This window comes from Sutcliffiella sp. NC1, from assembly GCF_027594365.1.
In the GTDB taxonomy this organism is placed as follows: domain Bacteria; phylum Bacillota; class Bacilli; order Bacillales; family Bacillaceae_I; genus Sutcliffiella; species Sutcliffiella cohnii.
Genome location: NZ_CP115153.1, coordinates 705212 through 731280, shown reverse-complemented (window position 1 = coordinate 731280; position 26069 = coordinate 705212). Strand labels below are relative to the sequence as shown.

Below are 26069 nucleotides of genomic sequence, written 5' to 3'. Positions count from 1 at the left end.
AAATTATAGTGATCTTCAAACGTTCGTAAAAGAAATATAAATAATCATAATGGATTAGATTTTCAGAAATGACAAAAGAGGTTTAAGCTCTAATTTTGAGCTGAAGAAGTTGAATTTCTTTAAAATGATTAACTTTTAATAACAATAATTTCTTAAAAATTCAGGATATTCCAGAGAGTTCTGTAACCTTAAAAGAAACTTTTTATTTGATTTTCAGTAATTCCTTTCATTAATCTTAGTTCACTAATTAAAAATTCATGTGCGTTATTCAACATTTTCTTTTCGCTAGAATTAAGTATTTTCTCTTTTTTCATGCGCATTAAATCACGGACAACTTCAGCACCTTCTAGTATGTTACCTGTTCTTAATTTATCCGTGTTCACTTTATACCTTTCCTTCCAAGGCATTAATCTATCTGATTCACCATGCTGAAAAATGTGTATGATGTGTTTTAATGCGATTATGTCCGTAACCGGGCGTATACTTGAACTCAATATTTTACCCTTCGGAATCATAACTTGCATATTATTAATTAACATTGTTATAACATAATACTGTTGTTTTTCTCCTGAAATTTCCTTTTCTTCAATAGCTTTAATGATACCTACTCCGTGCATCGGATAAACAATGTTATCACCAATTTGAAACAAGTAATCCACCTCCATGTTTTGCAACCTTCTTAAGCTTAACACAGTTGTTATTTTTTATCAAAATTTCTATAATATCATAGATTAATTTAAATCGTCAATAACTTTTTCTTGAAAAAATTAAAAAATGTAGGATTAGGGCACAACCGTTGTCGCGATGAGGAACCTGTTGGGTTAAGGGTCTAATAAGAAAGATATTATTGGAATTTAAAAAGATGACTCCTGCAGAAAACAGAAATCATCTCTTTAGTCGGCTTTTAAAGGATACAGATCACTGTCAGCTTGTCCATCCTTTGTGAATACCACTTCTTAACCTAAACAGATAATATATTTTTGTTTTAGTTGCGGGGCTACCTACTCTATTTTTCGTTCCATATAAATTTATCTATTAAAACTATTCGATATCATCGATTGCACTGATTCAGGAAGCATTTGATAAAATAGCCCTTCGAATATAAGGTCAAGTACTCCGGCGATGATCATTACCATTATAAGTATTAGTAAAAGTAGCTTTCTATTTTTCATTTAAATGCCTCCAATAACGTAGACGTTTCAACCATATTATATGTAAGTTTTACAGTTTGATTTGTTTTGCTGCTAAGGAATTTTGAAAAGTTGTTAAGTAATTTTGGGTTCTTGTTAAGTAAATTTCAAAAGTTGTTAAATAAATTTCGAAACTTGTTAAGTAAATCTGAAAAGTTGTTAAGTAAATTTCGAAACTTGTTAAGTAAATCTGAAAAGTTGTTAAGTAAATTTCGAAACTTGTTAAGTAAATCTGAAAAGTTGTTAAGTAAATTTCGAAACTTGTTAAGTAAATCTGAAAAGTTGTTAAGTAAATTTCGAAACTTGTTAAGTAAATCTGAAAAGTTGTTAAGTAAATTTCGAAACTTGTTAAGTAATGACCGGTTCTTTTAAGTAAGGATCCTTCATTAAATCCCAAGGATAATTATAAGGTGGAAAAGAACACACTGTTAATGGTTCCTTCTTAACTGGATGCTCGAAAGAAATGGAATGGGCCCAAAGTGCAAGTTGTTGCCCAGTTTTATTAAGTTTCTCTCCATATTTTTGGTCCCCAAAGATCGGGTTGCCAATTGCTGACAGCTGAACTCGAATTTGGTGAGGTCTACCTGTGTGAAGATTCACCGAAAGCAAACTAAATCCTTTTTTCGAGTCCAGCACCTCGTAATCTAGCACTGCTTTTTTAGCTTTAGGATAATTAGGAGAAACAACAGATACTTTATTCTTCCGATTATCTTTATGAAGATAATGTACAAGTTGTCCCCTTTTCTTCTTTGGCTTTCCATGAACAACCGCTAAATAGTTTCGTTCGATCACATGTCTACGAAACATATCTGCTAATCTAGAAGCAGCCTTTGATGTTTTAGCAAACACCATCACTCCACCAACTGGACGGTCTAGGCGGTGGACAAGTCCCAAATAAACTTTACCTGGCTTTGAATAACGTATTTTTAGATCCTCTTTTAACATTGTTAATAAATCAATGTCTCCACTACTATCTGCTTGTACAGGAATATTAATTGGTTTTTCTACCAAAAGCAGATGATTATCTTCCAATAATATTGAGATTATCATAGACTTTCTTCTCCTTAAGGCATAATTCTATCTATCATAACATTATTTAAAGAAATAATCGCCAATTCGAGCATGAGGTACTATAGTTGAGATTTATTTTAGAAAACAATAAAAAAAACCCTTAAAATTAAGGGCTCTTTTAGTAACAAATAGCTATTTTTTAAGATTAGGACGAGGGGACAAGAAATGTCCACATTAGACCCATTTAGTAGTAATAACCTTTTTACGAGTAAAGAATTGTAGTCCATCTTTTCCATTCGCATGTAGATCACCATAGAAGGAGTCTTTCCATCCGGAGAATGGGAAAAATGCCATCGGAGCTGGTACGCCAATATTTACACCTAGCATTCCCGCGTCAATCTTTTCACGGAAATGACGTACACTTCCACCATCTTTCGTGAAAATACAAGCACCATTGGCAAATCGGGATTGATTCGTCAATTTAATTGCTGCGTCGAGATCCTTTACACGGACAATGGATAACACAGGGGCAAAAATTTCATCCTGCCAAATTTTCATTTCGGAAGTAACATGGTCAAAAATTGTTGGTCCTACAAAATAACCTTCTTGTTTCGCTGCTTCATCTACACGACCGTCACGAATTAGTTTTGCTCCTTCTTTTTCCCCAGATTCAATATAACTCAAAGTACGGTCTTTATGCTGATCACGGATAACTGGTCCTAGGAATATTCCTTCATCGAGCCCGTTTCCTATTGTAATTTCATTTGCTTTCTGCGTTAATAGTTCCACAAACTCATCTGCAATAGACTCCTCCACTGCGACAACGGAAGCAGCCATACAACGTTCTCCGGCAGAGCCGAATGCAGCATTCATAATTTGTGTCGTAGCATTGTCCATATTTGCGTCACGTAACACGATAGAATGGTTTTTCGCCCCAGCAAGCGCTTGTACTCGTTTTAAATTGTCTGTTCCACGTTTGTATACATATTCAGCAACAGGCTGAGAACCGACAAAGGAAATAGCGGCAACTTTCTTATGATCCAGTAACCCATTAACCACATCATGTGCACCATGAACGATATTGAAAACACCCTTCGGCAATCCTGCTTCCTCAAATAGTTCCGCTAGACGGTTTGCTAATAGTGGCGTACGTTCAGATGGTTTCAACACAAACGTATTTCCTGTTGCGATGGCCATCGGGAACATCCAGCAAGGTACCATCATCGGAAAGTTAAATGGTGTAATACCACCAATAACGCCAATAGGGTAACGATATACGCCAGATTCTAAATCTGTTGCAATCGATGGAAGTTGTTCACCCATCATCAGGGAGGGAGCACCCGCAGCAAACTCTACATTTTCAATACCTCGCTGTACTTCTCCATACGCTTCGGTATAGTTTTTACCATTTTCTAATGTTATTAATCTAGCAAGTTCATCCCAGTTATCTATCAATAATTGTTGATATTTGAATAAAATACGAGCACGCTTAGGAACAGCAACTTCTTGCCAAGATTCGAATGCTTCCGCGGCAACTTGTACGGCGTAGTCGACATCTTCTTGTGTAGAAATCGGTACATGTGCAATTACTTCCCCAGTCGCAGGGTTAAAAACTTTTTCCGTTTTATCTGTTTTTGCATCCACCCATTCTCCGCCGATATAGTTTTTCAATGTTTTAACAGTTGTTTGTGTCATATAAATCCTCCTAGTTTCTACTGTTTATGATCCAACTACATTTTCTGAAGTGAATTTGTAGTCATAACACTTTAAATAAAGTTCTTCAATTTCCTGTTTGGACGGAACCTTTGGATTATTTTGTGGGCTGCCACTAGCTAAAGCATCTCCCGCCATTTTACTAATCGCCGTTTCGAACGCAGCTTGGTCAATTCCCCAACCTTTTAGATTTGGAATCTTTAATTCTAGACAGAGATTTTTTACAGCTTCCACTGCAATATCGGTCGCTTTCTCATCTGATAGATTGCTAGTATTAGGCTGAAAAAACCTTCCTAAGTCTGCTAAACGACTGATAGAGGCCTCTTTACTAAACTCAAGAACTGCTGGTAACAACATCGCATTGGAAAATCCGTGCGGAACATGGAACAGTGCCCCAATTGGTCTCGACATGCCATGTACAAGACATACGGAAGCATTCGTAAAGGCCATTCCCGCTTGTAACGATCCTAATGCCATCGCCTCCCTTGCACTAATATTGTTTCCATCTTCATAGGCGGCCTTTATGCTTCCAACAATTTTCTCCATTGCTGATAATGCCAACATATCTGTCATTGGTTGAGCACGTCTGGATACATATGCCTCAATCGCATGACTTAATGCATCAACCCCTGTTGCAGCGGTTACCGTTGGAGGGGACGAGACCGTTAAATACGGATCTACAATCGCTACATCTGGCATAAATGCTGGTTGCTTAATCATCATTTTGACATTATTAGTCGTATTCGTAATAATCGTTGCATCTGTCGCCTCTGAACCAGTTCCGGCAGTTGTTGGAATCGAAATATGTGGAACCGGACTTTTTACAGCTAGTTTCTTCCCACCCATGTAATCACCTATATAACCACCATTCGTTTGCACTACCGCAACTGCTTTGGCAGTATCAATACAACTTCCCCCACCAAGTGAAATGATAGTATCACATTGTTCTTTTTCAAAAAGCTCTAGAGCTTCCTCCACATATTTATCTGTTGGTTCGGACTCAACCCCTAAGTAGACAACGCTTTCAACTTTCTCTTCTAGTAAAAAATTTTCGCATTCATTTATAAACCCGAGACTTTGTATTACTTTATCACTAATAATCAATGCTTTCTTTCCACGAGCAGCTGTTTCTACTCCCACTTTTTCAAATGCTTTTCGACCATAATGAATCGTTCCTGGTGTCCTAAAAACGGCGTAATCCTCCATTTTCTTCCCCTCCCAATTTGGACTCATTACTTATTAAGCAAAAAGTATGCCAACCTTCCAGCATTGATCATATAAGCGTTTATCGAAGTAGGTGTAGATGTTCCTTTACAATTATGTAGTGAAGGTGTAGTGTTATGACTACACTAGGCTACAATCCATATTTTTTAAGCTTTTGGTAAAGCGTTGTCCGGTGAATTCCAAGCCGTTTTGCTGCCAATGATTTATTGCCCCCTGACTCTTCTAAAATCATTTGGATGACTTCTTTTTCCTTCGCATTTTCCTCTTCCCTTACCCTGTGAATCGGAGAAGCTAGTACATTCGTAAACTCACGTTTTTTCATATAATTAGGGAGGTGATGAAGATCAATCGTTTTTCCTTCTGTTAAAATAACTAGCTTTTCAATCATATTTACTAATTCGCGTATATTTCCATACCATGAATAACTTATTAACACTTCTAGTGCAGCTGCTGTTACTTCTTTTTTCGGTATTTGATACTTTGTACATATAGACGTTAAATAGTGAGAAATTAATAATGGTATGTCCTTTTTCCGTTCCCTTAATGGTGGGATGGATAATTCAATGACGTTGATTCGATAATATAAATCCTCACGAAATACTCCATCAGCCACCATTTCCTTTAAATTGCGGTTAGTGGCTGTCACGATTCTTGTTTTTAACGGCTGTTTCCGGATACTACCTAATCGTTCAAACTCCTTTTCCTGCAATACTCGAAGTAATTTCGTTTGCATAACTAGGGGCATCTCACCGATTTCATCTAAAAATAATGTTCCACCTTCAGCCAGTTCGAGTTTTCCGGGTTTGCCTCCTTTTTTCGCACCAGTAAAAGCCCCTTCTTCATAGCCAAATAATTCGGATTCAAATAGTTGCTCTGGTATCGCTCCGCAATTAACACTAATAAACGGACCATCCCTATATTCGCTTAAATCATGAATACTTTTAGCAAACATCTCTTTTCCGGTTCCACTTTCACCAGTAATCATGACGGTTGCATCCGTTTTTGCCACTTTTCTCGTCATCCGTTTAAGCTTCATTATCTCCTCACTTTGACCGATAATCTGTTCAAGCGACAATGTGCGTGGAAGCTTATTTGGCAAGCCTTCTGTTTGCTTTTGACCTGATGAAATCTGTTGCGTTTTTTCCCGGAAACGGTCATATATTTGGTACAGTTCCGTAACACCTTCAAAAATGAGCATTCCGATCGCCCCAACTAGTTCCCCATCTCGCCAAAGTGGAATTCGATGCACAACCATTGGTTGCCCTTGAATATACTGGATTTCCCCTCGTTCAGGTAGACCTGTTTTCACTGTTTGGTGAAGGTTCGTGTTTTCAATCACCTCTTGTACTGGTCTTCCAATGGCGTCCTTTTTTTCCACACCGGTAAAGCGACTGTACGCCTTATTAAACTCCACAATAATCCCATCTTTATCGACGACAGCAACCCCTTCATAGGCGCTATCCAGGATTGTTTCGACAATTTCAGCTGTGTGAAAGGAATGATTTAAGTCTTCGAAGTATTGCGAAATCCCTTTCAACATTTCGGATTGAGTCAGTACCCCTATTAATTTATGTTTCTCGTCCATAACGAAGAAATACGTATAGGGAAGCTTATGTAAATCCAGAATAGAGTCACCGACTCGAATGATATAAAAATCCTCCTTGGACATATAATGTAAAATCAGATCATCTTGCGCTTCATTCAAAATTGCCTTTAGCAACGTCTTTGCTGTTAGGATTCCGATTGGATTTCCCAAGTCCCCAACAACCGGCACACACTCCCAATCCAGACCACTTAACATCAATGCCGCCTGTTTGACTGTGTCATTCACCCCAACAGCAACAGGTTGAGAAACCATCCACTTCTCCACAGACAAACTCATATCCCTGTCAAGATAGCTTTGTAACATGACCATACCCCTTTTGTAATGTATTTCTCTACAATCTATCGTTCAAAGCTTTGCATTCCATTCAATATAAATAGTCATTCAACAATTCACTGAATAACTCCTTCATGTGAGACTGAATTATCTATTTAAACTCCTACCTTCAATGAGAAAAAGCTATTCTCCTTTTGGAAAATAGCTTTGAATAAACTTTAATCAATTAGGTACATAGAAGTAATATGTTTTCCCATACAACTTTTTAATTACTTTAAAACAATTTAATTTGTTGTCTTTTTTCCATACATTTACCATCTAGACTATAACCAATATTTTTATAGCCTTTTAATCGTCGTTCAAACATTTTTTGTAAAACTTCAACGTTCGAATCAACATAATCAAATACTTTTACTTCATCTTTATCGTTGTGATTGCGGTGTAGCCTTCCTACGTATTGTTGTAAAGTTCCTTTCCAAGAGATTGGCATTGTTAGAAAAAGTGTATCTAATCTAGAATCGTCAAAACCTTCTCCAATATATTTTCCTGTTGCAATTAACAATCTCTCTTCACTACCAGGTATTTCAATTAACTTTTGTAAAGCTTGTTGTCTTTCTTTTTTCTTCATTGCTCCTGATAATATGATGATATTCTTAGCGAATCCCTTGAAAAGCCGGTATAGCTCATCTACATGATCTAAACGTTCCGTTAATACGATAGGAGACCGTTTTTCCTCTAGGGCTTGTAGAACATCATTAAAGATCATTTCGTTTCGCTTTTTATTTGTAGATAACAAAGAATATATTGCTTGTATATCAGTTTCATTTGTTTTCATGAATGTTTCCCTTATAACAAGTGTTTGTTTAAATGAGCGAATAGTTGCTTGTTGCTTATTATTTGTTTTATATCTTATTGGTCCGCATTGCATAAATATTATTGGATGCAGACCATCTTTCCTAACCGGAGTTGCTGTTAAGCCGTACACTTTTTTTGCTTGGGCAGCTTTTAAAACCTTTTCAAAGCTGACGGCAGAAATATGGTGACATTCATCGACGATAATTTGCCCATACTGATGTAAATCCGGTTTTATTATACCATTACGATTAAGAGCTTGAATTGTGGATATATCAATATTAAAGGTTGGTTTATTCTTCCCTCCACCAATTTGTCCAATTTCATTTACTGGGATGTTTAAAAACGTTGATAGTCTCTCTTTCCATTGTTCAACTAACTGTGTACGATGGACAATTATTAAAGTATTAGTGGTGTTTCTACTAATTAATGCTGCAGCTGTCACAGTTTTTCCAAAACCAGTTTCTGCAGCCAATACACCATTGTCAAAACTCGCCATTGAAGTAACAGCATCCTCTTGTTGAATGGTCAGTTTGCCATAAAAATTAACGTCAATGGACTTTCCAACAAATTGATTGTTCAATATTTTAAGTGAAATATTGTATTTCGCAAATACTTCCTTTACTTTTTCCAATAGTCCTCTTGGTAATAGGAGACTATTATCTTCAATCTTTGTACAATCAATGACTCTAGGAATTCGATGAGTAGAAAAACGCCTTGCCTGAGCTTTGAAAAACTCTGGATTTCCGAATGTAGCAAGTTTTTGTAATTCCTTTAGAACCCTACTAGGTAATAACTCCTTAGGAATTACAATCCCTTGATTTAATTCAATAGTAATTTCTTCTGGCAAATTAGTTATCTCAACGTTTACTTTGACCAAAGATTTTTCCTCTGAATTGTTGGATACTATTTGCAAAATGTTATATTTAGAGATTCTTTTTATAGATGATAGATACTGCCACTGGTCCTCATATTCTTCAAATGAATCATTCACAAACACACTATTCCCGCTTAATTTAGCTCGTTTTTGTAACGGTAGAGCTATTAAATTACCAAAACCACCTTTAGGTAATGTATCTTGGTTAGGAAACATTCGATCGAAGGAATCCATTCCAATTTCAAATCGTTTTTCACTCGTTTTCGATAAAAGAATTGCTCCTAATTTTCTGGCTAATGAAGCACTTATCGCTTCTTCGAAAAAGAACCAAATATGAGCCCCTTCCCCAGAACGAGAGCGTTCGATGTGATATGGCAACCCAAACTCATTACAGGTTCCGATAAATGCTCGTACATCCTCTTGCCATTGTTTTTTATCAAAATCCACAGCTAAAAAATAACACGTGTTATCTTCAAGTAACGGATATATCCCTACCGTTCTTATACCACGTAAATGTTCATAGATTACTTGGGGAGTTAAGCGTAGAAATAATCGATGAACACAGTCTTGACATTTAATCTTCGGCTTACGACAGAGATCCTTATCCCACTCATTCCCACACGCAGGTGAATAACCAGATTTACCAGTTTTATTAGATTCCCACCTTTGAGCAAAAACATCAGATCTTCCACGAAAAAGATTCATAAATAAAGAAATTGCAGCTTTTTCCTTAGGAGTAAATTCCGTAACTAGTTTCGTCGGACGACTATTTTTCACATGAGGGTTTTGTACTTTATAAAGAGAACTTCTTAATTGTTTATTTTCTTCTTTTAGTCTTGCAATCTCTTTTAGAGCTTGATTGAGCTGTTCTCGAATATCCATAAGGCTGCTCCTATCGTTAAGATCTTTAATTTTAGTTTAGCCAATAGAAGCTTTATTTAACAATGAGTATCATGAAATTTCATTAGAATTTACCCTTTCAATATCCGTGTGAACAATCCTGTCCCTTTATACATTAAGAACTGCATAAGTCCAAACAATCTATTAGTCAGTTTATTAGCAGTTATCAAGCTTCGCTTGTTAACTGCTTATTCAACTACTCGAAACGATTAGTTCAATATTTAAAAGGCACCTTTTAATAGAAGATTAATGTAAGTGTCTTGATCTAATAATCTACTATTATTCAATGTTTCTATTGTAGTATCAACACTATCTCTTACTTGGGCAAAAATCTGTTCCAAACTTGCCGATGAATCTTCCTCTAAGCGATGCAAGACAACAGACATGGCATACTCTATATACTCATATAAATGTTTAGAGAATAAACTTGTATTATTGTATTGCATTTGACCAGAGTGTACGATTGAATTTCTAATTCTATACAACCTATGAATATGTTGCTGTACGTTTTTCTTATGCTGTTCCAGAAGGCTTGCACACTTTTTACCATCTTTTAATATATTGCAAAGTTCTCTAAGCCTATATGATAGCAAAATATTAAGATCTTCACTTTCTGCTTTCATATTATCGAGAAAATCATCCTTCCAAAAGAGTGACAATGCATCTTGCGGAGTTAATTTTCCAATTCTATAGGTACGTTCTTGATAAACTAATTCCAATTCGCAACGATTACAATCTTCAAGGAAATTCTTTATTAGGCTGTATATATAATTATGAGTTGAAAAGGCGGAAACAACCATTTTCACATTTTCTATACCACCTTCAAATTCTCTTGAATGGACAAAAGATTCAATTCCTATCCACAGATTTATAAATGTAGATTGAGGGGATAAAGATTCATCACTTATTCTTGTGAATTCAAATAAGCTGTTTAATTTCCTGTTAACCTCTTTATCACCAGTCTCAAGTTGCTTTAGAACTCTATTCACCATAGAATCCGGTGCCCTAAATTTCCTTTTCTTAGTTGACAGATCTACTACAACATTTCGTAAGTATTTAGAGGAATCGGGTAATAGTATGATAGGTGCCGTATCAAAGTCTGGAATAGGGAATCCATAGAAGTTCAGTATATCTAATTTTCCAACTATTTTTTGCCAAGCATTATTTACACCTGAATAAGCATCTAAGGAATCACGAACGACCCTAACATACTCTTTATTCTTGGATATGTGATTGTCTAATTCATAGTCAGTATAAGTATTGAGTATTTCTTCTCCAAACAAAAAATCTAACTTCAACTCAACTAACCTTGCTTTTGTCCCCTTTGCTAAATCTTTTTTTATCGGAAATAAAAATACATGCGGTAGAGGTTCACTCCTCAATTTATCAAAAAAACTTCCAAACTTTTCACTCACCGTATCCATATCGGTTAATATTAATTCGAAGGCGCATGAATATAGTTCATCTACTGACCATCCCCTGCCCATCAATTCACTCGCTAAGATTTGCACAACTTTTTCTATTTCTGCGAACTGCTCTTCGCTACTTGACATCAGACTATTGATTTCTGCAATAATCCATGTCAAATAATGTTTCTCTACATATCTAATAACATATTCCACTTGATAAATGATTGAATAAAGCTTTGTGATGTTTTCTGCTTTCGGGGATCTTTGTAGAGAATTTTCTAAGATTTTCGAGTATGAAACTGCGTTCTTTTTAAATATTCCATCATCATTAATTACTTTTTTCACTTCTTCAAAAACAATAAATAGATGATTGTCATTCCTTTTTATACTACCTTCAATCATTTCTTTGCAAACATAGTTTAACTCTTTTAGAGCCTGATGAGTATTCAAATATCTAACTGCATACTTACTATGAGTATGTATATTAAGAAGTTCAATCCAACGTTGGATAAAGAATATTTGATTAGAATTAAAATCTCCATATTTCAGTATATCCCTATTGTTTAAATGCCTTTCCACTTTATCCCCTCCAAGCTTTTGTTGACATTTTCTACTACTAATGTATATAATATATAAAGTATACCAAATAATAATTATGATAATTAAGGAGCCCCATTGGTCTTGAGGATATTCCCAACCCTTTGGTAAGCTCCTTTTATTATACCTTAAACAAGAACATTTGTTCTATACCCCTTAATTAAACATACTCTTTTATAAACTCAGTAAATATTTTTATTATTTATCTCCATGACACTTCTTATATTTTTTACCACTACCGCATGGACAAGGTTCGTTTCTACCTATTTTTACAGATTTAACAGGTACTGTATTGGTTTCTGGCAAGTTAATTATTGTAGTATTATTAACTATGTTATTAGATTCGTATAATTGATTAATCACTTGGTTTACTTCGATGTTTTGGTTTATTGTTACACATTCTTTTACCTCATTTGAATGTGAAGATAGAGTTATAATTGCAATTATTATAGTTAATAATAATTGGATAGCAAACTTAAAATCCTCACGCTTTTCTTCTCTTGTTTCAGGTAAAAGTGATAATAAAGGGGTTAAAGTTGGTGTTTCCCTTTCTACTCTTTCCTTCATTTGTGAAGGTGCTAACTTTTCTTCTTTTACCATTCTCAAAATTTCTGTAAATCTATTCAGTTCAAAAATTGTTCTATCTGGTGCTTTTAAAATTTCTATAGTATTACCTACAAAATTAAAAACTCCGTCAGGAACATGTCCTGTTTTCCCACAATTGGGACATGGTCCTACTTTATTCCCTGAAAAGCTTACATGAGTATTTTCAACATAAATCCCCGATGAAAACATCGTGCCGCAGTAGTCGCAGAAAGCAGGCATCATTGGCATATATCATTTCCCCCTTAATTATCACTATATAAGTTAATAGTACAATAACAAATAGGAATTGGAAATAATTGCAGGGAAATAAGAAAACATTTACATCTTTTCTCTAATAAATTCATGGAAAAACTATAGTTTTTCTTAAAGACATGGGGATAAGTTTTTTGTATTAACCTACACAATAAATTTAATCATCTTATTTAAAGCTTTATAAAATCACTACTATTATTAAGGTTAACATTATTCATTTGGAGCATGAGAAGTTAAGTTAAGCTATTAATCTAAAGGAATTTGAAAGGTATATATTTTTGTTTTTGGGGTTAAAGTGACGGTTTAGAGCACGGGTGTTATTAACTTTTAAATGTTTTTAAAATATCCAATCCGAATAATTCATTGTGATCAAAAAGGTTATAATTAGTGACGTAGTAAGAAGTTGTCCATTGTAGGCAAGTTTCAATTCAACCTTCTCACTTTCATTAATGGTTCTCTTCGAATGTTAATAATAAATTCTTCATTAGAAGTATGATAAACACAAGTTCCTTCCTTGGCATGGAAAAATACTTTTTTAGCATCTTGATCAGAAATAGTCCTAATCGGTGTACTTCATCCACGACTTTCCTATTCCCTTCTTCACGATATTCCAGAATAGAAACTAACACAAATTGATTAGGAAATAGTTCTCTAACATCTTGCCATTTCATGATTAGACTCCCTCCTCTAGTACTTTATTAAAAAATATCTGTATAAATGACTCCTCGCCCCACATTGTATCGCCCTTTTTACACAAGAGAAGCAGCAAACCTCCCTGCATAGTCATTTTCATTGTAGTCGTCTCCATACTCCTACAAATTTTTGCTCCTCAACTTCAAGTATGTCAATGTCAGTATGAAAAATATAGTATTCACGTGAAGGTTCTGCTAAATGTAGTTTTTGGTATTCTTTCCATGCAGTAGTTGAATCGGGGAAGTTTGAAATAACAGATAATTCCTCTGGATATCGAATTGAATTTTCTGAGTATGCAGAGATGGCTTCGATAAGTACCCATTGCTCCGGATACTGCTCACGCACTTGTTCCCACTTCATTTATCACACCACCTATCTATTCTTTTATATTAATCATATCACCTTTATTTATAAGAGTTAATTAGAAGTATTTATATAGGAGGAACAGGAAATATCCCCTCGTCTCTTGTAGTACGAATGATGAACAAGATGTAAGTTTCACATTAATTGTATTATTATAGATGCTCACTTTGTATGTATACAAACATAAACAATAGTTCCATCATACCTTTTAACTAGTTACGGGAGGATTAAAATCATTTACTTTCAAAGATCTATGAATCTTATTACCAACCCAAATAAATCCTAAAAAAATGATTCCACTAAATATCCATCCAGATATATTTAAATAGATAATCATTTGCCCGTAACCATCAACCCCTTGAGTGTTAATTAACCATGCCTTTAATGTATTTTGAAAAATCCCTCTTAGAGCAAACAAAAAGCTTAGGAAACGTCCCAAACTTTTGTCGTTTAATATTCGTCTTGTTTAATTAACTCCCCGTTATTTCAATACAATCTCCATTTTCCTACTCTTCGTTTTCATCCCAATTGACCTATAAAATTCAATGGCAGCTGTATTTTCCTCGGATACTCCCAATTCGATACTGTCAACTTTGAGGCTTCTTCCAAAATCAAAAACATAATGAGTTAGTTTTTTTCCGATACCTTTCTTCCTATGTGTTTCAGCAACGCATAAACTCTGTATAAATAATACTTTCCTCGCATTAACGAAAGTATTTTCCGTTACTTCCTCTTCCTTTGTCACTACAACGCCAACTATATCATTGTCTATGCTGGCCACAAAAATATGCTGTTTCTCATCAATTAATTGGCTTTCAAAAAACTCTTTCTCGACTGGAGTGTCATTCTCTTTATACAAATCTGGTCTTACAAATACGTGGTATTCATGAATCTGCCTAAATAAAGGCAACAACGATTCGTAATCGCTTTGCTTGGCATTTCGAATAAATATATCCATATTTTTCACCCCTCTATAATCTCCTAATGAAAGTACAGTTCAATTACTAGTCTAATCCTATTTTCTTAATGCCCTTCACTTTTGCTCTTCCAGGTACTGTATTACTTTTGCTTCCTTCTATGGTTGCTAAGATTTTATCACCAGGGTTAAAATCTTTTGTATTTACTTCTGTTACAATAGTAAAGTCGAAAATATAGTTATTGAAATCTATCTCAGGTAATTCATCCTTAAGCCATTCATAATCTAGCATAGTTAACCCTTCCCCAATTAACAGTTCGTTGTCTCTTATTTCTAACACGTACCCTTGAATAGTCTCCTCGGTTTGTATATTTTGTTTGTTTTCAGCTTGTTCCATTATGTAATTTGCAATGCTAGTAAACTTCTCGCCATCCATAGTTTGATCACACGCACTCATTTCAAATTCGCGCTCACTGTTATTAATATATACTTTTAAGAAATAACTCACCGCATCCTCATTGTCACAAGTTTTCATGAAATCTTTTTCGTCTACGTAATTTGCATAAACTAATCTTTTGTATACCTCTTGCTTTACATCCATTGTGATATTAAAGTCACTATTTATTTGTGTTTCACTTCCATTACTCGTGTATTTCAGTTCGAACTCAAAAAAATCCTGTTGGCTCACGTTATAGTTAATTTGCAAAATATCTATCATTCCATGAAAACCACCAGCACAATCAACCGCTATATAGGTGGTGTTCGTAGGATTAACTTCCTCGATCAAATTGTCACATTTAGTACTTGTTATTGTCCCACTTCCAAATTTGTCACGAGTTGAATCATGCTTCACTTCAAGAAATTCTCCATTATAATCTAAATCTGTTACGATCGGATCTCCTTCCGTCGTGTAGTGCACAATTCGCAAATTAGACGGAACTCCTTTTTGTACACTTTCATGAAAGTTACTCATTTTTTCTAGCCCTTTAATACTTCCATGACTATTCAGAACATCAACATTTTTCAAGCCCTTTACGTTAATTTCAGCGTTTTTTTGTGGTTCTCCGCTTTGATTATTACATGCAGATAATACTACTAGAACAAGAAATATTAGAATGTATATCGTTTTTCTCATAGGATTGGTTCCTCTCTTTTTTCATGGATTCACCTCGGTGCACTAACCTATCTAAAACAATTCAACTTGTTGACTTTTATTCCTGCTCTCACCTTACAGATTTTTATCTATATAAGAATGATTTTAAGGGCATGTTAAAAAAAGGGATAGCTGATTTTTATATTGGAGGCATACAAATTGATAAAAATTATGGCTGATTCAACATGTGATTTATCTGATGAAGTACTGGCAAAGTACGATATCAGCATGGCACCTTTAACTATAAATATAGAAGGAAAAGTATATAAAGACAGGATAGATATTCAACCAGATGAATTTTATGGAATGCTAGAGGCACTACCAGAGTTTCCGACAACAGGAATGCCGAGCCCAGAGGAGTTTCTAAAAATAATTAAAAAGGCTGTTGAGGCTGGTAATAAGGAAATATTATGTATATGCATGTCTAGTGGGACAAGCGGTTCCTATCAATCAGCTGTACTAGCGAAAGATTATTTTTTCGAGGAAAACCCGGAATCAAACGTTAAGATACATATAGTGGATTCAAAATGTATGAGCCATGGAAGCGGTTGGCTCGTGTTGAAAAGTGCGAAGATGAGAGAGCAGGGAGCTTCATTTGAAGAATTAGTTGCTTTTAATGAAAATTATAAGAAAAAGGTAAAACATTATCTATCTGTAGCTGATTTAGATCATTTAATAAAAAGTGGCCGACTCACTAATGCAAGTGCGATAATAGGGAAGATCTTAATGCTAAAGCCAATTATGTCGATGAAGGATGGAAAAGGAGCCATAGTTGGAAAAGAAAGAGGACTGAAAAGAGTTCTTAAGCATTACACAGAGGAGTTTGTAAAAAGAAATAACAAAGAAATGACGGACTTTATCATCATTGGTTATACATCAGATATTAAAGTAGCCGAAAACCTTAAAACGAAAATTCAATTGGACACCGATTTCTCGGGAGACATCTATATTATGCAAATGGGAGTATCTGTTGGTACCCATGTCGGCTTAGGTGCAATTTCGATGTTTTTTGTTGAGAAGTGAGGAAAGACTTATTATTCATTGAAGGAGACCGTTCTTTATATAAACGGTTTCCTTTTAGTTTTCTTAAAGAGTTAATGCCCAATTTTTTCAATGATTTCGCCATTTCTATCTTTTGTTAAAATAGGATAATAAGAATTAACCTCCATATAATATTTATCACTATTTTTTGTATATATTTTTGCATCTTTATAGTTTTGATCTTTTGTTACCTCAATAGAGTTTATTTCCTCACTTGTAAATTTCCCAAAAGAAACTGGTAATTCTTTGTTGGTTTTAATCTCATTTAGTATTTTATGACGAGTGCTTAATCCCTGAAGCATCACATCTTCAACCTTAATATCACCAATTTCCCATCCCGTTGCTTCGTTACCTAATAAATATCTTTCATACTATTCTTTCTCCGTTTGTTATACAGTATTGTAAAGGGGATACGTACTACTCAGGGGAAAATGGAGTATGAAGGAGGAAGACCATGAATTCCATGTTAATTACGCTTATTGTAATATCAGCAATTTTATATCTTGTTTTTGCCCTATATTATGAAAACAAGATTTATAAGTTTATATGGAAACCAGGTACCATGATTTTAATTATAATCCTGGCCATTACTGAATCTGGTCTTAGTACAACTTTTAGCTACTGGGTGCTATCAGCATTAGTGTTTTCCCTAATTGGAGATATTTTCTTAATGCTACGTGAAAAATGGTTTATCCATGGGCTAGTTAGTTTCCTTATTGCCCATATTCTATATATAGTTGGATTTATTGTTTCGTTTAGTTTTACATTTTCATTTAACATCTTTCTTTTAGTAGTAGCACTTATTTTATTGGCAGTTATTTTGTATTTTTACTTATTTCCAAATGTACGAAAAGAAGGAGGCAAGAAGCTTCTTTTCGCTGTTGCCTTTTATATCATTATAATCACAACAATGGTAAGTTTAGCGATTATGACGGGTACAAAAATACTTATTGCAGCTGCTTTCTTATTTTTCGTTTCAGATGCTATATTAGCTGTAAATAAATTTAAGGTTAGATTTAGACTAGCAGACTATTTTGTAATGAGCACTTATTTTACTGCTCAGTTGTTGTTTGCTATAAGTATTGGTGGACAATAGTAGGCTTTAACAACTACTGAAGGAGCTGTAGCTACCTTTGCACTGAAAGACTCATGCATATTAGGGAAAATGTAACTGACTGGAGGAACTTTATTTGGAACACCTTGCCCCCTCTATAATTTTATCTGTGGTAATTGTATTACTTCTTTACACATTAATTGAAAAACGGCCTCAAAAGAAAGCAGAGAAACTTACTTACTACGTGTTGCTACTGATATTATTTTTCTCTTTAACTTATAGAAGTTTAAGTTAGTATTAAGCAAAAGCAAATTGATAATTCTTCGATGAGAGGTTACGCCCAAGTTTTTTTAGGTTTACCTCTCACTTTTATTCAGTAAAGGGGACTGGTCGTCCACACATTTTTGAAAGTAACCTGTAAACAGTCACTTTTTCTCCTCCAATATACAACTAAATTTTGCAAATTTCTCCGGAGTAACATCTATACTTCTCTAAAATAATGTGCTAAATTTTTTGCATATTACAAGGGGAGGTTTTTTTATGATCATTTCTTATGATTTTGGCATTGGATTAGTGGAATATGGTGAAAGAGGGATAGAGAACGAGTTTCCTTTATTGGATGAATGCTCAAATTGCCATTGCCCTGCACATGGAAATCTTCATCGTAACGGATATTATTGGCGTTATGGGATAACCGACGATGTTACATTACGAATCCCTATTTGTCGCATTAAATGTTTACAATGTAAAGTGAATATTTCTATTCTACCAGACTTTCTCCTACCATATTTTCAACATACTGTTCATACGGTTTTAGATAGGGTAAAACATGTGCTTCAAAAGAAAAAAGCAAAGGGCAGTCGTCAACTAGTAAGTTTTTACTACAAGCGTTATCTTAAGGGGATAAATTGGATACATAGCTTCTTTATCGATATCGGGCTGGTTAGCGCAATGTCAGGAAACATTATAAAAGAAGCCACAAAATATATGAAAATGATCTCTGATTTTGGCGAATCACCTTTCTTGCGAAGGTCACAAGGTCATTTATCAACATACTTTATGGCAAATTAATTCTATCATATTTGAGTGATTTAGAAAATATTGTTTATCCCACATACCTTTTTCATAGTCAGAAAATATCGAAAAAAGTAGAATAAGAATCATGGATGACCGGTCGTCCTTCTATAAAAAGGAGGAAGATTCCATGAATGAAAAAGAACGTGAACAGGTGGCCTTATTTCGATATGGGTTGATTTCCCCATTATTTAATGAACAAGTTGATCCGAAGGAATATTTTAAAGGCTTGGAGGGTAAGCTTCATTCCATTCCTTATTATGGGGAAAGGAAAGTGGCAGAAAAAACAATAAAAGAGTGGCTGCTTCATTATCGCCGACATGGGTTCGAGGCATTAAAGCCAAAGAAACGGGCAGACCAGGGGAATTCTAGAAGATTATCTCCTGATGATCAAGATCAAATTCTTGAAATACGAAAAAAATTTCTCCATATGCCAGTGAGTGTTTTCTACGAACATCTCATCGAGCTAGGAGAAATCAACAAAAATCAAATATCTTACTCTACTATAAACCGATTACTGAAAAAACACAACTTAGTAGGGAAAAATATTTTGGCTACTCCTGAACGGAAAAGGTTTGCCCATGAACGAGTCAATGTTTTGTGGCAGGCAGATTTGTCTCATGGCCCCTATATACCAATAGATGGCAAGAAGAAAAAGACATTTCTCATTGCCTATATAGATGACTGTTCACGCCTCGTTCCCCACGGTCAATTTTTCTCGTCAGAAAAGTTTGATGGGTTAAGAGTCGTGACAAAAGAGGCACTCCTCAGGAGAGGAAACCCCACCATCATTTATGCGGATAACGGGAAAATTTATCGTTCGGAAACACTTCAATATGCGTGTGCACAATTAGGAATTACGTTAGCCCATACGCAACCGTACGATCCTAGGGCGAAAGGAAAAATAGAAAGGCTTTTCAAAACGATTCAAACAAGGTTTTATCCCCTACTTCAGGCAAAGCCAGTTCATTCCTTAGAAGAACTGAATGAAAGGTTTTGGAGATGGTTAGAGGTAGATTATCACCGAAGAGTTCACGCTTCCCTGGATGGAAAAACGCCACATGAAGTCTATCAATCTCAATTAGAAAATGTGAAATTCCTAGACAACACGTCTATTTTGGACTCCATCTTTTTGAAACGGGAACATCGAAAAGTAAAAGCAGATAGTACCATTACATTAAATAAACAACTTTATGAAGTACCTCCTCGTTTCATTGGTCAATCAATTGATGTCCGATTCGATGAAAAAGGAATATTTATTTTTGAAGATGATAAAAAGGTAGCTGAAGCTATACCAGTATCTATGAGTGATAATGCCCATGTCAAACGGGTTCGGTCTCCTTTTACGTTATCAGCAGGAAAGGGGGAAGTCATAGATGTATAAGTCTTTTTATTCCTTATCCCAAGCTCCCTTTTCAAAGGAATTACGTTCAACAGATGCCTTCGCTTCCACAGACTATCAAGGTGCCATAGGGGCCCTAGATTATCTTAAAAAGTCAAAAGGAATGGGTATTCTCATTGGAGATCCAGGTGCAGGAAAAACTTTTACATTGCGCACCTTTAAAGAATCTTTAAATCCCTCGTTATATCATGTAGTCTATTTTCCACTCTCTACAGGGGGAGTAATGGATTTTTATCGAGGCTTAGTTTATGGCTTAGGAGAAGAACCAAAGTTTCGTAAGGTGGATTTATTTAGGCAAATACAACAAGGTATTGAACGAATGGCTCAAGAGCGTAAAATCACTCCCGTCTTTATATTAGATGAAATGCATATGGCGAAAGATGCCTTTCTACAAGATTTAGCGATTCTCTTTAACTTCCAGATGGATTCAACGAATCCTTATATTCTAGTTTTAGCTGGACTGCCACACTTAAAAACACGAATCGCCCTTAATCATCATCGACCTCTAGCACAACGAATGATTATGAAATACGAGATACAGCCTTTATCAAAAGAAGAAGTAAGAGAGTATATTCAACACCATATGAAGTTAGCAGGAGCGAAAATGCCGATTTTCACGGACGAAGCCATTGAGGCTATCGCTTCCCGTTCACAGGGGTGGCCACGAGTAATTAATTCATTATCGATAAATAGCTTATTATTCGGGTCACAACTAAAAAAAGAACAAGTAGATGAAGAAGTTGTACGTCTGGCAATTGAGGATAGTGGCTTATGATGAAAAAAGGGATACTAATCTATGATCATGAGGTACAGGAATGGAGATTGTGGATTGAACATAAAGCCTATTGGTTACAGCAAGGTGATTCTTTTGAGTTACTCGTTCAAAATCAATATTTTCAAGCATACCTTGAGAAGGACTTTGATTGGTTTGTCACCTTAGAGGGAGAAGTAATGTTTGTATTACATGTTCAACATATATATAAGGTACAAGTGAATCCACAAAATTATTTGGAAGTCGAGGACCCGTTTTAGGGTCTTTTCTTTATCAATAAAATCTGAAATAAAATGAATAAGATTTTGCACATTCCGAAATATAATGGAAAAACGAGCACATTATCTCAGATTATGTTCTGAATTAATTTGAAAAAGAGGTGCTGAAACAATGTGCTCGTTTACAAGTAACCTAAACAAAACTATTAATCATTATATTTTTTTAGCTCAATACATCTAACTTTTTACTACTCTCTATTCACGAATCGAAGGTTATATTTAGTGCCAAATATTTTTTCCGCAACCTCTAATATTAGGTCACTGTATCTTGTCTCCAACCAATCCAATTGAAATTCGTTCGCACAACCAATAACTAAAACTCCATCCACCAATTCACCTTTTGTCTGTCTAAACCAAGTATCAAATGAAGGCTTAGATATTTCAGCCTTTATTCCCTCTAATATTTTCTTCCAATTATCATCGACTTGCTCCTCTGTAAGCTCCATTTCTTCCTTATTAGGAACTCTCCATTTTCGCTTAATCTCAGTGAAGTCCTTCACAGTCAAATGGTCTGAAAAATAAAATAGAACTTCTGCTTCCTTGTCTTTGCCGTCCCTAAATGCTTTCTCTAGTTTTTCCATTTCTGTTTTCTTTACATAATCCTTCATTTGTTTTTCAAATGCACCGTAGTTAGTGTTTAATTGCTGTAACTCGCTAAATTCTTCTTTAGTAAGAACCGAATATTTGAATAATACAAAGGCATCATCCCAATTTCCATCTTCCAATGCATCTATAATTCGTTCTTCATCAATTTGCTTGTATATTTTTTTACTAATTGTTTCGCTCATAAAAAATTCACCCCTTTGCTTTATTGTAGTTAGAACAAAAGTCTTTGTAAACATTAGGAAAAAGTTACATTGATCCCTCGTCCACTTAATTAATAGCCTTAACTAAAAAAACCCTCATAACTCCAGTAGTTGTGAGGGGGGAATGTAACTTATGTGTTTTTATCCAATCTCCGCAACCGCAACTCGCTGAAACGCTTTAAAAAACTCGTTACAAAATACGTCCCATTCGACAGCCGCTTCCATAGACGCATCTGTTACTTCCCCTATCACCGGTCGCGCCAGTAAGTCTTCTAATCTTGCACTAAATTCCTCTACTTCTTCCACTGTTGCACCCTTTAATACTCTCGCAACAAACTCCCTTGCTGGATACCACTCTTGCACTCGCTTCAAATCTCTATAGATTTGCGTTAATAATAGATTACGAGGTCCTTCCCATTGCTCGTTCACGACGACATCTCTGAAAATACGTGGCAAGGACGAAAACTCTTCCATCACCCCGTGTCCACCAAACACAGAGATAGCCTCACGCAACACTTCCGTTCCTTCGTTCGTCGTACATATTTTTTGCAACAACACTAGCTCACGGAAATTAAACAATTGCTTTTGAACTTCTAACGGCTGGTCACTTTTAATGCCTGGATTCAACGGTTTTTCTAGCTTTAAAAATAAATCATACACTTTAAACGCGCCAGCAGTCGTTCGATGTGCTGCTTCTTCTATTCTTTTTAACGTAGCAGCCGATAACGGATAATCTTTCACTTTCTTCCCAAATACGGTGCGGAAGTCTCCATATAAATTCGCTTCTCTTGCTGCCCTCAGCATAAACCCAGCACAAGCAATACCAATTTCTAACCGTGATAACGTCAACAAGATACCAACCGCTACCGCAATGCCGCGATCTTGTGGACCAACAGGATAAGCAAGTGCCCCATCATAATCAATTTCACCTGTCGGAACTTCTGCCGTCCCTAACTTCCACTTAATTCTATTAATCTTGTAGCCATTGCGAATCTCTTTTTCTTTATCGCCTGGTAACCATGCTGGAACGATAAACGTCCCGATTTTGTCGGTATCGCTGATTCGCGCTGTGATCACCGTATAGTCGGCATGAGCAACCGAGCAGAAAAACTTATTCCCATAAATACGATAGTTCTTCCCATCAGGAACAGCCTCTACGACATTTTTCGGTAAGTCAGAGCCACCTTGAATTTCTGTCATAAACTGAGCGCCAATCGCAAACTCGCCATTCAAGCCTTCTTTTGCATGCTCTAAAATTTCTTGCAACTCAGGGTGATCTTCACTCGGAAACTGCTCCAACAACGCAATCAATCCGTGTGTACATGTCATCGGACAAGTTACCCCAGCCTCGCCTAGTTGGTGGATTAGTAAACGCTTCGTAAAACTTTCCCACGCTGGCATTCCGCTTGAAAATAAACCTTCCCCGAACAAACCTTTTTCTAGTTGTAACAATTCATGCGGGCGGACAATACGGTCGATTCGGTTGTTAAACGCATCATAATGCAACATGTACGGACGTGCTTCTGGACGCGCGTTTTTCTCCGCAAGCTTATTCCAATTTTTAGAGACTACTGGCGAAAATTCTTTCACTGATTTCTCTACCGTTTCAAACTGCGTCCCCGCATATTTTTTCAACACTTTTTGCACAAACGGATCATCTGCATACCAATCGGAATTATCCCGCGCCTCTACAAAATTTTTAAATGAATACGTGTTTTCTCCTCTAGCCTTCTCATCTTGTTGAACTACATTCATCACAATCACCCCTTAGTTCATTTATTAGAAACCTGTCCCCTTGGCCCACTTTTGACTTAAAATTTATTGACAATTCTGTTAATTACTTTTATTATAAAGTTAAGTTTACGTTAACGTCAACTAGGAGGATGAAAGAAATGACAGAGCAAAAGTTTTTTTCCATACAAGAATTAGCTTCCCTTTTCGATATAAGCTCGAGAACAATCAGATATTATGAAGAGATCGGCATGCTTGTATCGAAAGAACGAGATAGCGCAACAAAGCAACGACAATATTCCAACCAGCAGAGAAGAAGACTGAAATTAATTCTTCGTGGAAAAAAACTAGGGTTTAGCCTTCAAGAAATTAAAGACATGGTGGACCTTTACGAACATAACCCGAAAGGAGCTGATGAAAAAAATAGAATACTAGCGTATGCAGACAAAAAACTAATCGAATTGGAAGAGCAAATTCTTGAGCTTCAAGTGTTAAAAGACGAGATCGAAGCGCATAAACAGAGCTATTTATTAGAGACAAATGAAAAGGAGATGAAATAATGGGAGTTACTATTCACGGTTTGTTAGAAAGAAATGCAAGAAAGTACGGGAAGAAAGAGGCTTTTATTACAGCCAACACTCGGCTTACATATGAGGAAATGAATAACAACTCGAACCAACTTGCGAGAAATTTACTCCAAAATGGGGTTAAACGCGGGGACCGTATTGCCATTATGTCACGGAACAACGAACATTTCTTTTATGCTTTTTTCTCACTTATGAAAATTGGCGCTATCCCAATGCCACTTAACATTCGGCTAACTGCATCCGAGCTCCATGCGATTCTTACAAACTGTAAAGCGATTGGCGTTATGTATGAAAGTGAATTACAGGAAACGGTTAGCTCCATACCTCTTGCATCTCAACTTGACCACCTCCTTTTACCGATTCAAGAGCTATTGAATAGTGCTGCTTCGTTTGAAAAAACAAACTTAAATATACCAATCGATTCTCGTGACGTTTGCGAAATTTTATTTACATCTGGAACGACAGGTATTCCTAAAGGTGTACTTTTTAACCATGAACGCTTGCTTGCGATTGCAACAGCTATTTCTCAAACATTTAACCTTTCCAACAACGACAAAATGTTAAATTTAATGCCACTATCTCACTCCGCACCGTTAAACACCTTTTTCTTAAGCGGATTATATAGTGGCACCGCACACGTAATTGACGACTTTACTCCGAAAGCATTTTTATCTTACATTCAAGAAGAAAAAACGACATTCTCATTCGCAGCACCTGTTGCATACCTTTTCGCTTCCAAAGATCCAGACTTAGCAACGTACGATTTATCTAGTATGCGTGTATTCGCTTATGGCGGCGGACCGCTAGCACTAGCAAGCTACCATCATGTGAAAAAAGCGTTCCAAAACGAAAACTTCTACCAAGTATACGGATTAACGGAAGTTGGTCCTAACGGTATTTTATTAAAACCAGAGGAGCATTTAACGAAAGCTGGTAGTATCGGAAAATATCCTACCGTGAATATGGAAATCCGCGTTGTAAACGAGCAAGGCGAAGATACGGCTCCGAATGAATATGGGGAAGTTCTTTTAACAGGAGACAGCCTCATGTTAGGTTATGACCATAACGAGGCAGAAACAAAAGCAGTTATCCGTGACGGTTGGGTGTACACGGGCGACATCGCCTACAAAGACGAAGACGGATACATGTACATCGTAGACCGAAAGAAAGATATTATCATTTCCGGTGGTGTAAACATTTACCCGCGTGAAGTCGAAGAAGTATTAGCCAAGCATGATAGTGTACTAGAATCGTGCGTTATCGGCGTGCCACACGAAGAATGGGGCGAAACCGTAAAAGCAATTGTCGTTCCAAAAGGCGACGTAACCGAAGAAGAATTGCAGGGATTTGTAAGCACATACCTTGCCGACTACAAATGCCCACGCCAATACGCTTTCGTCGAGCAACTCCCTCGTAACGCAAGTGGGAAAATCCTTAAGCAGCAAGTGAAGAAAGAGCATAGTGCTATTTTGAAATCTTAAACATAGGCGCTAATCGTACTATTACATTACTTACATAAAGCGGTTCTCCCGTTTTCATTTTGAAGGTGAAACCGAGGGACCGTTCTTTTGTCGGTGATGTGACGGATTGTGGTACTTTCTTCACTTCATCGGCAAGCGTGTTTGGCTAGTTCTGTTATAGAAACTAGCACATTAGACACTCCCCTTATTCGGTCGACCGCATAGAACC

General features: G+C 36.0%; 24 protein-coding genes. 8 read left to right on the top strand and 16 right to left on the bottom strand.

Translation table 11 applies throughout. The features are described 5' to 3' along the window. Positions 1-188 precede the first annotated feature (188 nt). The 13 genes from O1A01_RS03690 to O1A01_RS03630 form a co-directional block, all read right to left on the bottom strand. Positions 189-665, bottom strand: coding sequence for a CarD family transcriptional regulator (locus O1A01_RS03690; RefSeq protein WP_066416293.1), 477 nt, complete (start codon positions 663-665; stop codon positions 189-191). 363 nt (positions 666-1028) lie between these two features. Next, the gene (locus O1A01_RS03685; protein ID WP_169714864.1) at positions 1029-1172 is read right to left on the bottom strand and encodes a hypothetical protein; all 144 of its coding nucleotides are present in this window, start codon (positions 1170-1172) and stop codon (positions 1029-1031) included. A 366-nt stretch (positions 1173-1538) separates the two neighbouring features. Beyond that, complete coding sequence (locus O1A01_RS03680) at positions 1539-2240, bottom strand: RluA family pseudouridine synthase (protein WP_270065578.1); 702 nt, start codon at positions 2238-2240, stop codon at positions 1539-1541. Between the two features lie 195 nt (positions 2241-2435). Next, positions 2436-3896 carry a CoA-acylating methylmalonate-semialdehyde dehydrogenase gene (locus tag O1A01_RS03675; RefSeq protein WP_270065577.1) on the bottom strand — a complete coding sequence of 487 codons (1461 nt, stop codon included), beginning with the start codon at positions 3894-3896 and terminating at the stop codon, positions 2436-2438. A 24-nt stretch (positions 3897-3920) separates the two neighbouring features. Further along, positions 3921-5120: an iron-containing alcohol dehydrogenase gene (locus tag O1A01_RS03670; protein ID WP_270065576.1), complete on the bottom strand. Its 1200-nt coding sequence runs from the start codon at positions 5118-5120 to the stop codon at positions 3921-3923. Positions 5121-5268: 148 nt separating this feature from the next. Then, on the bottom strand, positions 5269-7047 hold the full coding sequence (locus O1A01_RS03665; protein WP_270065575.1) for a sigma-54-dependent Fis family transcriptional regulator: 1779 nt from the start codon (positions 7045-7047) through the stop codon (positions 5269-5271). Between the two features lie 244 nt (positions 7048-7291). Continuing rightward, positions 7292-9628, bottom strand: a complete 2337-nt coding sequence (locus O1A01_RS03660; RefSeq protein ID WP_270065574.1) for a TOTE conflict system archaeo-eukaryotic primase domain-containing protein — start codon at positions 9626-9628, stop codon at positions 7292-7294. Between the two features lie 239 nt (positions 9629-9867). After that, positions 9868-11634 carry a hypothetical protein gene (locus tag O1A01_RS03655; protein ID WP_270065573.1) on the bottom strand — a complete coding sequence of 589 codons (1767 nt, stop codon included), beginning with the start codon at positions 11632-11634 and terminating at the stop codon, positions 9868-9870. Between the two features lie 216 nt (positions 11635-11850). Beyond that, complete coding sequence (locus O1A01_RS03650) at positions 11851-12486, bottom strand: SEC-C metal-binding domain-containing protein (protein WP_270065572.1); 636 nt, start codon at positions 12484-12486, stop codon at positions 11851-11853. Positions 12487-12956: 470 nt separating this feature from the next. Next, positions 12957-13181: a hypothetical protein gene (locus O1A01_RS03645; protein ID WP_443081796.1), complete on the bottom strand. Its 225-nt coding sequence runs from the start codon at positions 13179-13181 to the stop codon at positions 12957-12959. Between the two features lie 118 nt (positions 13182-13299). Next, complete coding sequence (locus O1A01_RS03640; protein WP_270065571.1) at positions 13300-13563, bottom strand: hypothetical protein; 264 nt, start codon at positions 13561-13563, stop codon at positions 13300-13302. A 484-nt stretch (positions 13564-14047) separates the two neighbouring features. Beyond that, positions 14048-14524 carry a GNAT family N-acetyltransferase gene (locus O1A01_RS03635; RefSeq protein WP_270065570.1) on the bottom strand — a complete coding sequence of 159 codons (477 nt, stop codon included), beginning with the start codon at positions 14522-14524 and terminating at the stop codon, positions 14048-14050. 46 nt (positions 14525-14570) lie between these two features. Next, entirely contained in the window at positions 14571-15617 is a 1047-nt protein-coding gene (locus O1A01_RS03630; protein ID WP_270065569.1) for a DUF4362 domain-containing protein, read from the bottom strand. A gap of 177 nt (positions 15618-15794) precedes the next feature. Between O1A01_RS03630 and O1A01_RS03625 the strand changes: the two genes are divergently transcribed. Next, positions 15795-16658 (top strand): DegV family protein, encoded by an 864-nt coding sequence (locus tag O1A01_RS03625; RefSeq protein WP_066417033.1) that lies wholly within the window; start codon positions 15795-15797, stop codon positions 16656-16658. Between the two features lie 71 nt (positions 16659-16729). Here the strand turns inward: O1A01_RS03625 and O1A01_RS03620 are convergent, their stop codons facing one another. After that, the gene (locus O1A01_RS03620; RefSeq protein ID WP_270065568.1) at positions 16730-16978 is read right to left on the bottom strand and encodes a hypothetical protein; all 249 of its coding nucleotides are present in this window, start codon (positions 16976-16978) and stop codon (positions 16730-16732) included. A 152-nt stretch (positions 16979-17130) separates the two neighbouring features. On the opposite strand from O1A01_RS03620, the gene O1A01_RS03615 reads away from it, so the two are divergent. The 5 genes from O1A01_RS03615 to O1A01_RS03595 all read left to right on the top strand — a co-directional run bounded on the left by O1A01_RS03615 (position 17131) and on the right by O1A01_RS03595 (position 21238). Beyond that, positions 17131-17772, top strand: coding sequence for a lysoplasmalogenase (locus tag O1A01_RS03615; RefSeq protein ID WP_270065567.1), 642 nt, complete (start codon positions 17131-17133; stop codon positions 17770-17772). A 498-nt stretch (positions 17773-18270) separates the two neighbouring features. Further along, the gene (locus O1A01_RS03610; RefSeq protein ID WP_270064414.1) at positions 18271-18801 is read left to right on the top strand and encodes a transposase; all 531 of its coding nucleotides are present in this window, start codon (positions 18271-18273) and stop codon (positions 18799-18801) included. Between the two features lie 133 nt (positions 18802-18934). Beyond that, positions 18935-20188 carry a DDE-type integrase/transposase/recombinase gene (locus tag O1A01_RS03605; RefSeq protein WP_270064413.1) on the top strand — a complete coding sequence of 418 codons (1254 nt, stop codon included), beginning with the start codon at positions 18935-18937 and terminating at the stop codon, positions 20186-20188. After that, positions 20181-20981: an ExeA family protein gene (locus O1A01_RS03600; protein WP_270064412.1), complete on the top strand. Its 801-nt coding sequence runs from the start codon at positions 20181-20183 to the stop codon at positions 20979-20981. Before O1A01_RS03605 ends, O1A01_RS03600 begins: the two co-directional genes overlap by 8 nt. Continuing rightward, complete coding sequence (locus O1A01_RS03595; protein WP_270064411.1) at positions 20978-21238, top strand: DUF5348 domain-containing protein; 261 nt, start codon at positions 20978-20980, stop codon at positions 21236-21238. The genes O1A01_RS03600 and O1A01_RS03595 overlap by 4 nt, the downstream gene beginning before the upstream one ends. Positions 21239-21444: 206 nt before the next feature. Here O1A01_RS03595 and O1A01_RS03590 read toward each other — a convergent pair whose 3' ends face one another. After that, positions 21445-22044: a DnaA N-terminal domain-containing protein gene (locus tag O1A01_RS03590; RefSeq protein ID WP_066417029.1), complete on the bottom strand. Its 600-nt coding sequence runs from the start codon at positions 22042-22044 to the stop codon at positions 21445-21447. 159 nt (positions 22045-22203) lie between these two features. Beyond that, positions 22204-23817: an acyl-CoA dehydrogenase family protein gene (locus O1A01_RS03585; protein WP_270065566.1), complete on the bottom strand. Its 1614-nt coding sequence runs from the start codon at positions 23815-23817 to the stop codon at positions 22204-22206. 137 nt (positions 23818-23954) lie between these two features. On the opposite strand from O1A01_RS03585, the gene O1A01_RS03580 reads away from it, so the two are divergent. Both O1A01_RS03580 and O1A01_RS03575 read left to right on the top strand, forming a co-directional pair. Then, positions 23955-24353 carry a MerR family DNA-binding protein gene (locus tag O1A01_RS03580; protein ID WP_270065565.1) on the top strand — a complete coding sequence of 133 codons (399 nt, stop codon included), beginning with the start codon at positions 23955-23957 and terminating at the stop codon, positions 24351-24353. Beyond that, positions 24353-25861 carry a class I adenylate-forming enzyme family protein gene (locus tag O1A01_RS03575; RefSeq protein WP_270065564.1) on the top strand — a complete coding sequence of 503 codons (1509 nt, stop codon included), beginning with the start codon at positions 24353-24355 and terminating at the stop codon, positions 25859-25861. The genes O1A01_RS03580 and O1A01_RS03575 overlap by 1 nt, the downstream gene beginning before the upstream one ends. Positions 25862-26069: the final 208 nt, after the last annotated feature.

Bases quoted from the DNA above. Each gene is read 5' to 3' on its own strand.
- O1A01_RS03640 (WP_270065571.1), bottom strand. From the start codon at position 13,563: ATGAAGTGGGAACAAGTGCGTGAGCAGTATCCGGAGCAATGGGTACTT.
- O1A01_RS03665 (WP_270065575.1), bottom strand. From the start codon at position 7,047: ATGTTACAAAGCTATCTTGACAGGGATATGAGTTTGTCTGTGGAGAAG.
- O1A01_RS03600 (WP_270064412.1), top strand. From the start codon at position 20,181: ATGTATAAGTCTTTTTATTCCTTATCCCAAGCTCCCTTTTCAAAGGAA.
- O1A01_RS03610 (WP_270064414.1), top strand. From the start codon at position 18,271: ATGATCATTTCTTATGATTTTGGCATTGGATTAGTGGAATATGGTGAA.
- O1A01_RS03605 (WP_270064413.1), top strand. From the start codon at position 18,935: ATGAATGAAAAAGAACGTGAACAGGTGGCCTTATTTCGATATGGGTTG.
- O1A01_RS03680 (WP_270065578.1), bottom strand. From the start codon at position 2,240: ATGATAATCTCAATATTATTGGAAGATAATCATCTGCTTTTGGTAGAA.
- O1A01_RS03675 (WP_270065577.1), bottom strand. From the start codon at position 3,896: ATGACACAAACAACTGTTAAAACATTGAAAAACTATATCGGCGGAGAA.
- O1A01_RS03620 (WP_270065568.1), bottom strand. From the start codon at position 16,978: ATGCTTCAGGGATTAAGCACTCGTCATAAAATACTAAATGAGATTAAA.
- O1A01_RS03635 (WP_270065570.1), bottom strand. From the start codon at position 14,524: ATGGATATATTTATTCGAAATGCCAAGCAAAGCGATTACGAATCGTTG.
- O1A01_RS03670 (WP_270065576.1), bottom strand. From the start codon at position 5,120: ATGGAGGATTACGCCGTTTTTAGGACACCAGGAACGATTCATTATGGT.
- O1A01_RS03615 (WP_270065567.1), top strand. From the start codon at position 17,131: ATGAATTCCATGTTAATTACGCTTATTGTAATATCAGCAATTTTATAT.
- O1A01_RS03575 (WP_270065564.1), top strand. From the start codon at position 24,353: ATGGGAGTTACTATTCACGGTTTGTTAGAAAGAAATGCAAGAAAGTAC.
- O1A01_RS03595 (WP_270064411.1), top strand. From the start codon at position 20,978: ATGATGAAAAAAGGGATACTAATCTATGATCATGAGGTACAGGAATGG.
- O1A01_RS03630 (WP_270065569.1), bottom strand. From the start codon at position 15,617: ATGAGAAAAACGATATACATTCTAATATTTCTTGTTCTAGTAGTATTA.
- O1A01_RS03645 (WP_443081796.1), bottom strand. From the start codon at position 13,181: ATGAAATGGCAAGATGTTAGAGAACTATTTCCTAATCAATTTGTGTTA.
- O1A01_RS03660 (WP_270065574.1), bottom strand. From the start codon at position 9,628: ATGGATATTCGAGAACAGCTCAATCAAGCTCTAAAAGAGATTGCAAGA.
- O1A01_RS03590 (WP_066417029.1), bottom strand. From the start codon at position 22,044: ATGAGCGAAACAATTAGTAAAAAAATATACAAGCAAATTGATGAAGAA.
- O1A01_RS03580 (WP_270065565.1), top strand. From the start codon at position 23,955: ATGACAGAGCAAAAGTTTTTTTCCATACAAGAATTAGCTTCCCTTTTC.
- O1A01_RS03690 (WP_066416293.1), bottom strand. From the start codon at position 665: ATGGAGGTGGATTACTTGTTTCAAATTGGTGATAACATTGTTTATCCG.
- O1A01_RS03685 (WP_169714864.1), bottom strand. From the start codon at position 1,172: ATGAAAAATAGAAAGCTACTTTTACTAATACTTATAATGGTAATGATC.
- O1A01_RS03650 (WP_270065572.1), bottom strand. From the start codon at position 12,486: ATGCCAATGATGCCTGCTTTCTGCGACTACTGCGGCACGATGTTTTCA.
- O1A01_RS03585 (WP_270065566.1), bottom strand. From the start codon at position 23,817: ATGAATGTAGTTCAACAAGATGAGAAGGCTAGAGGAGAAAACACGTAT.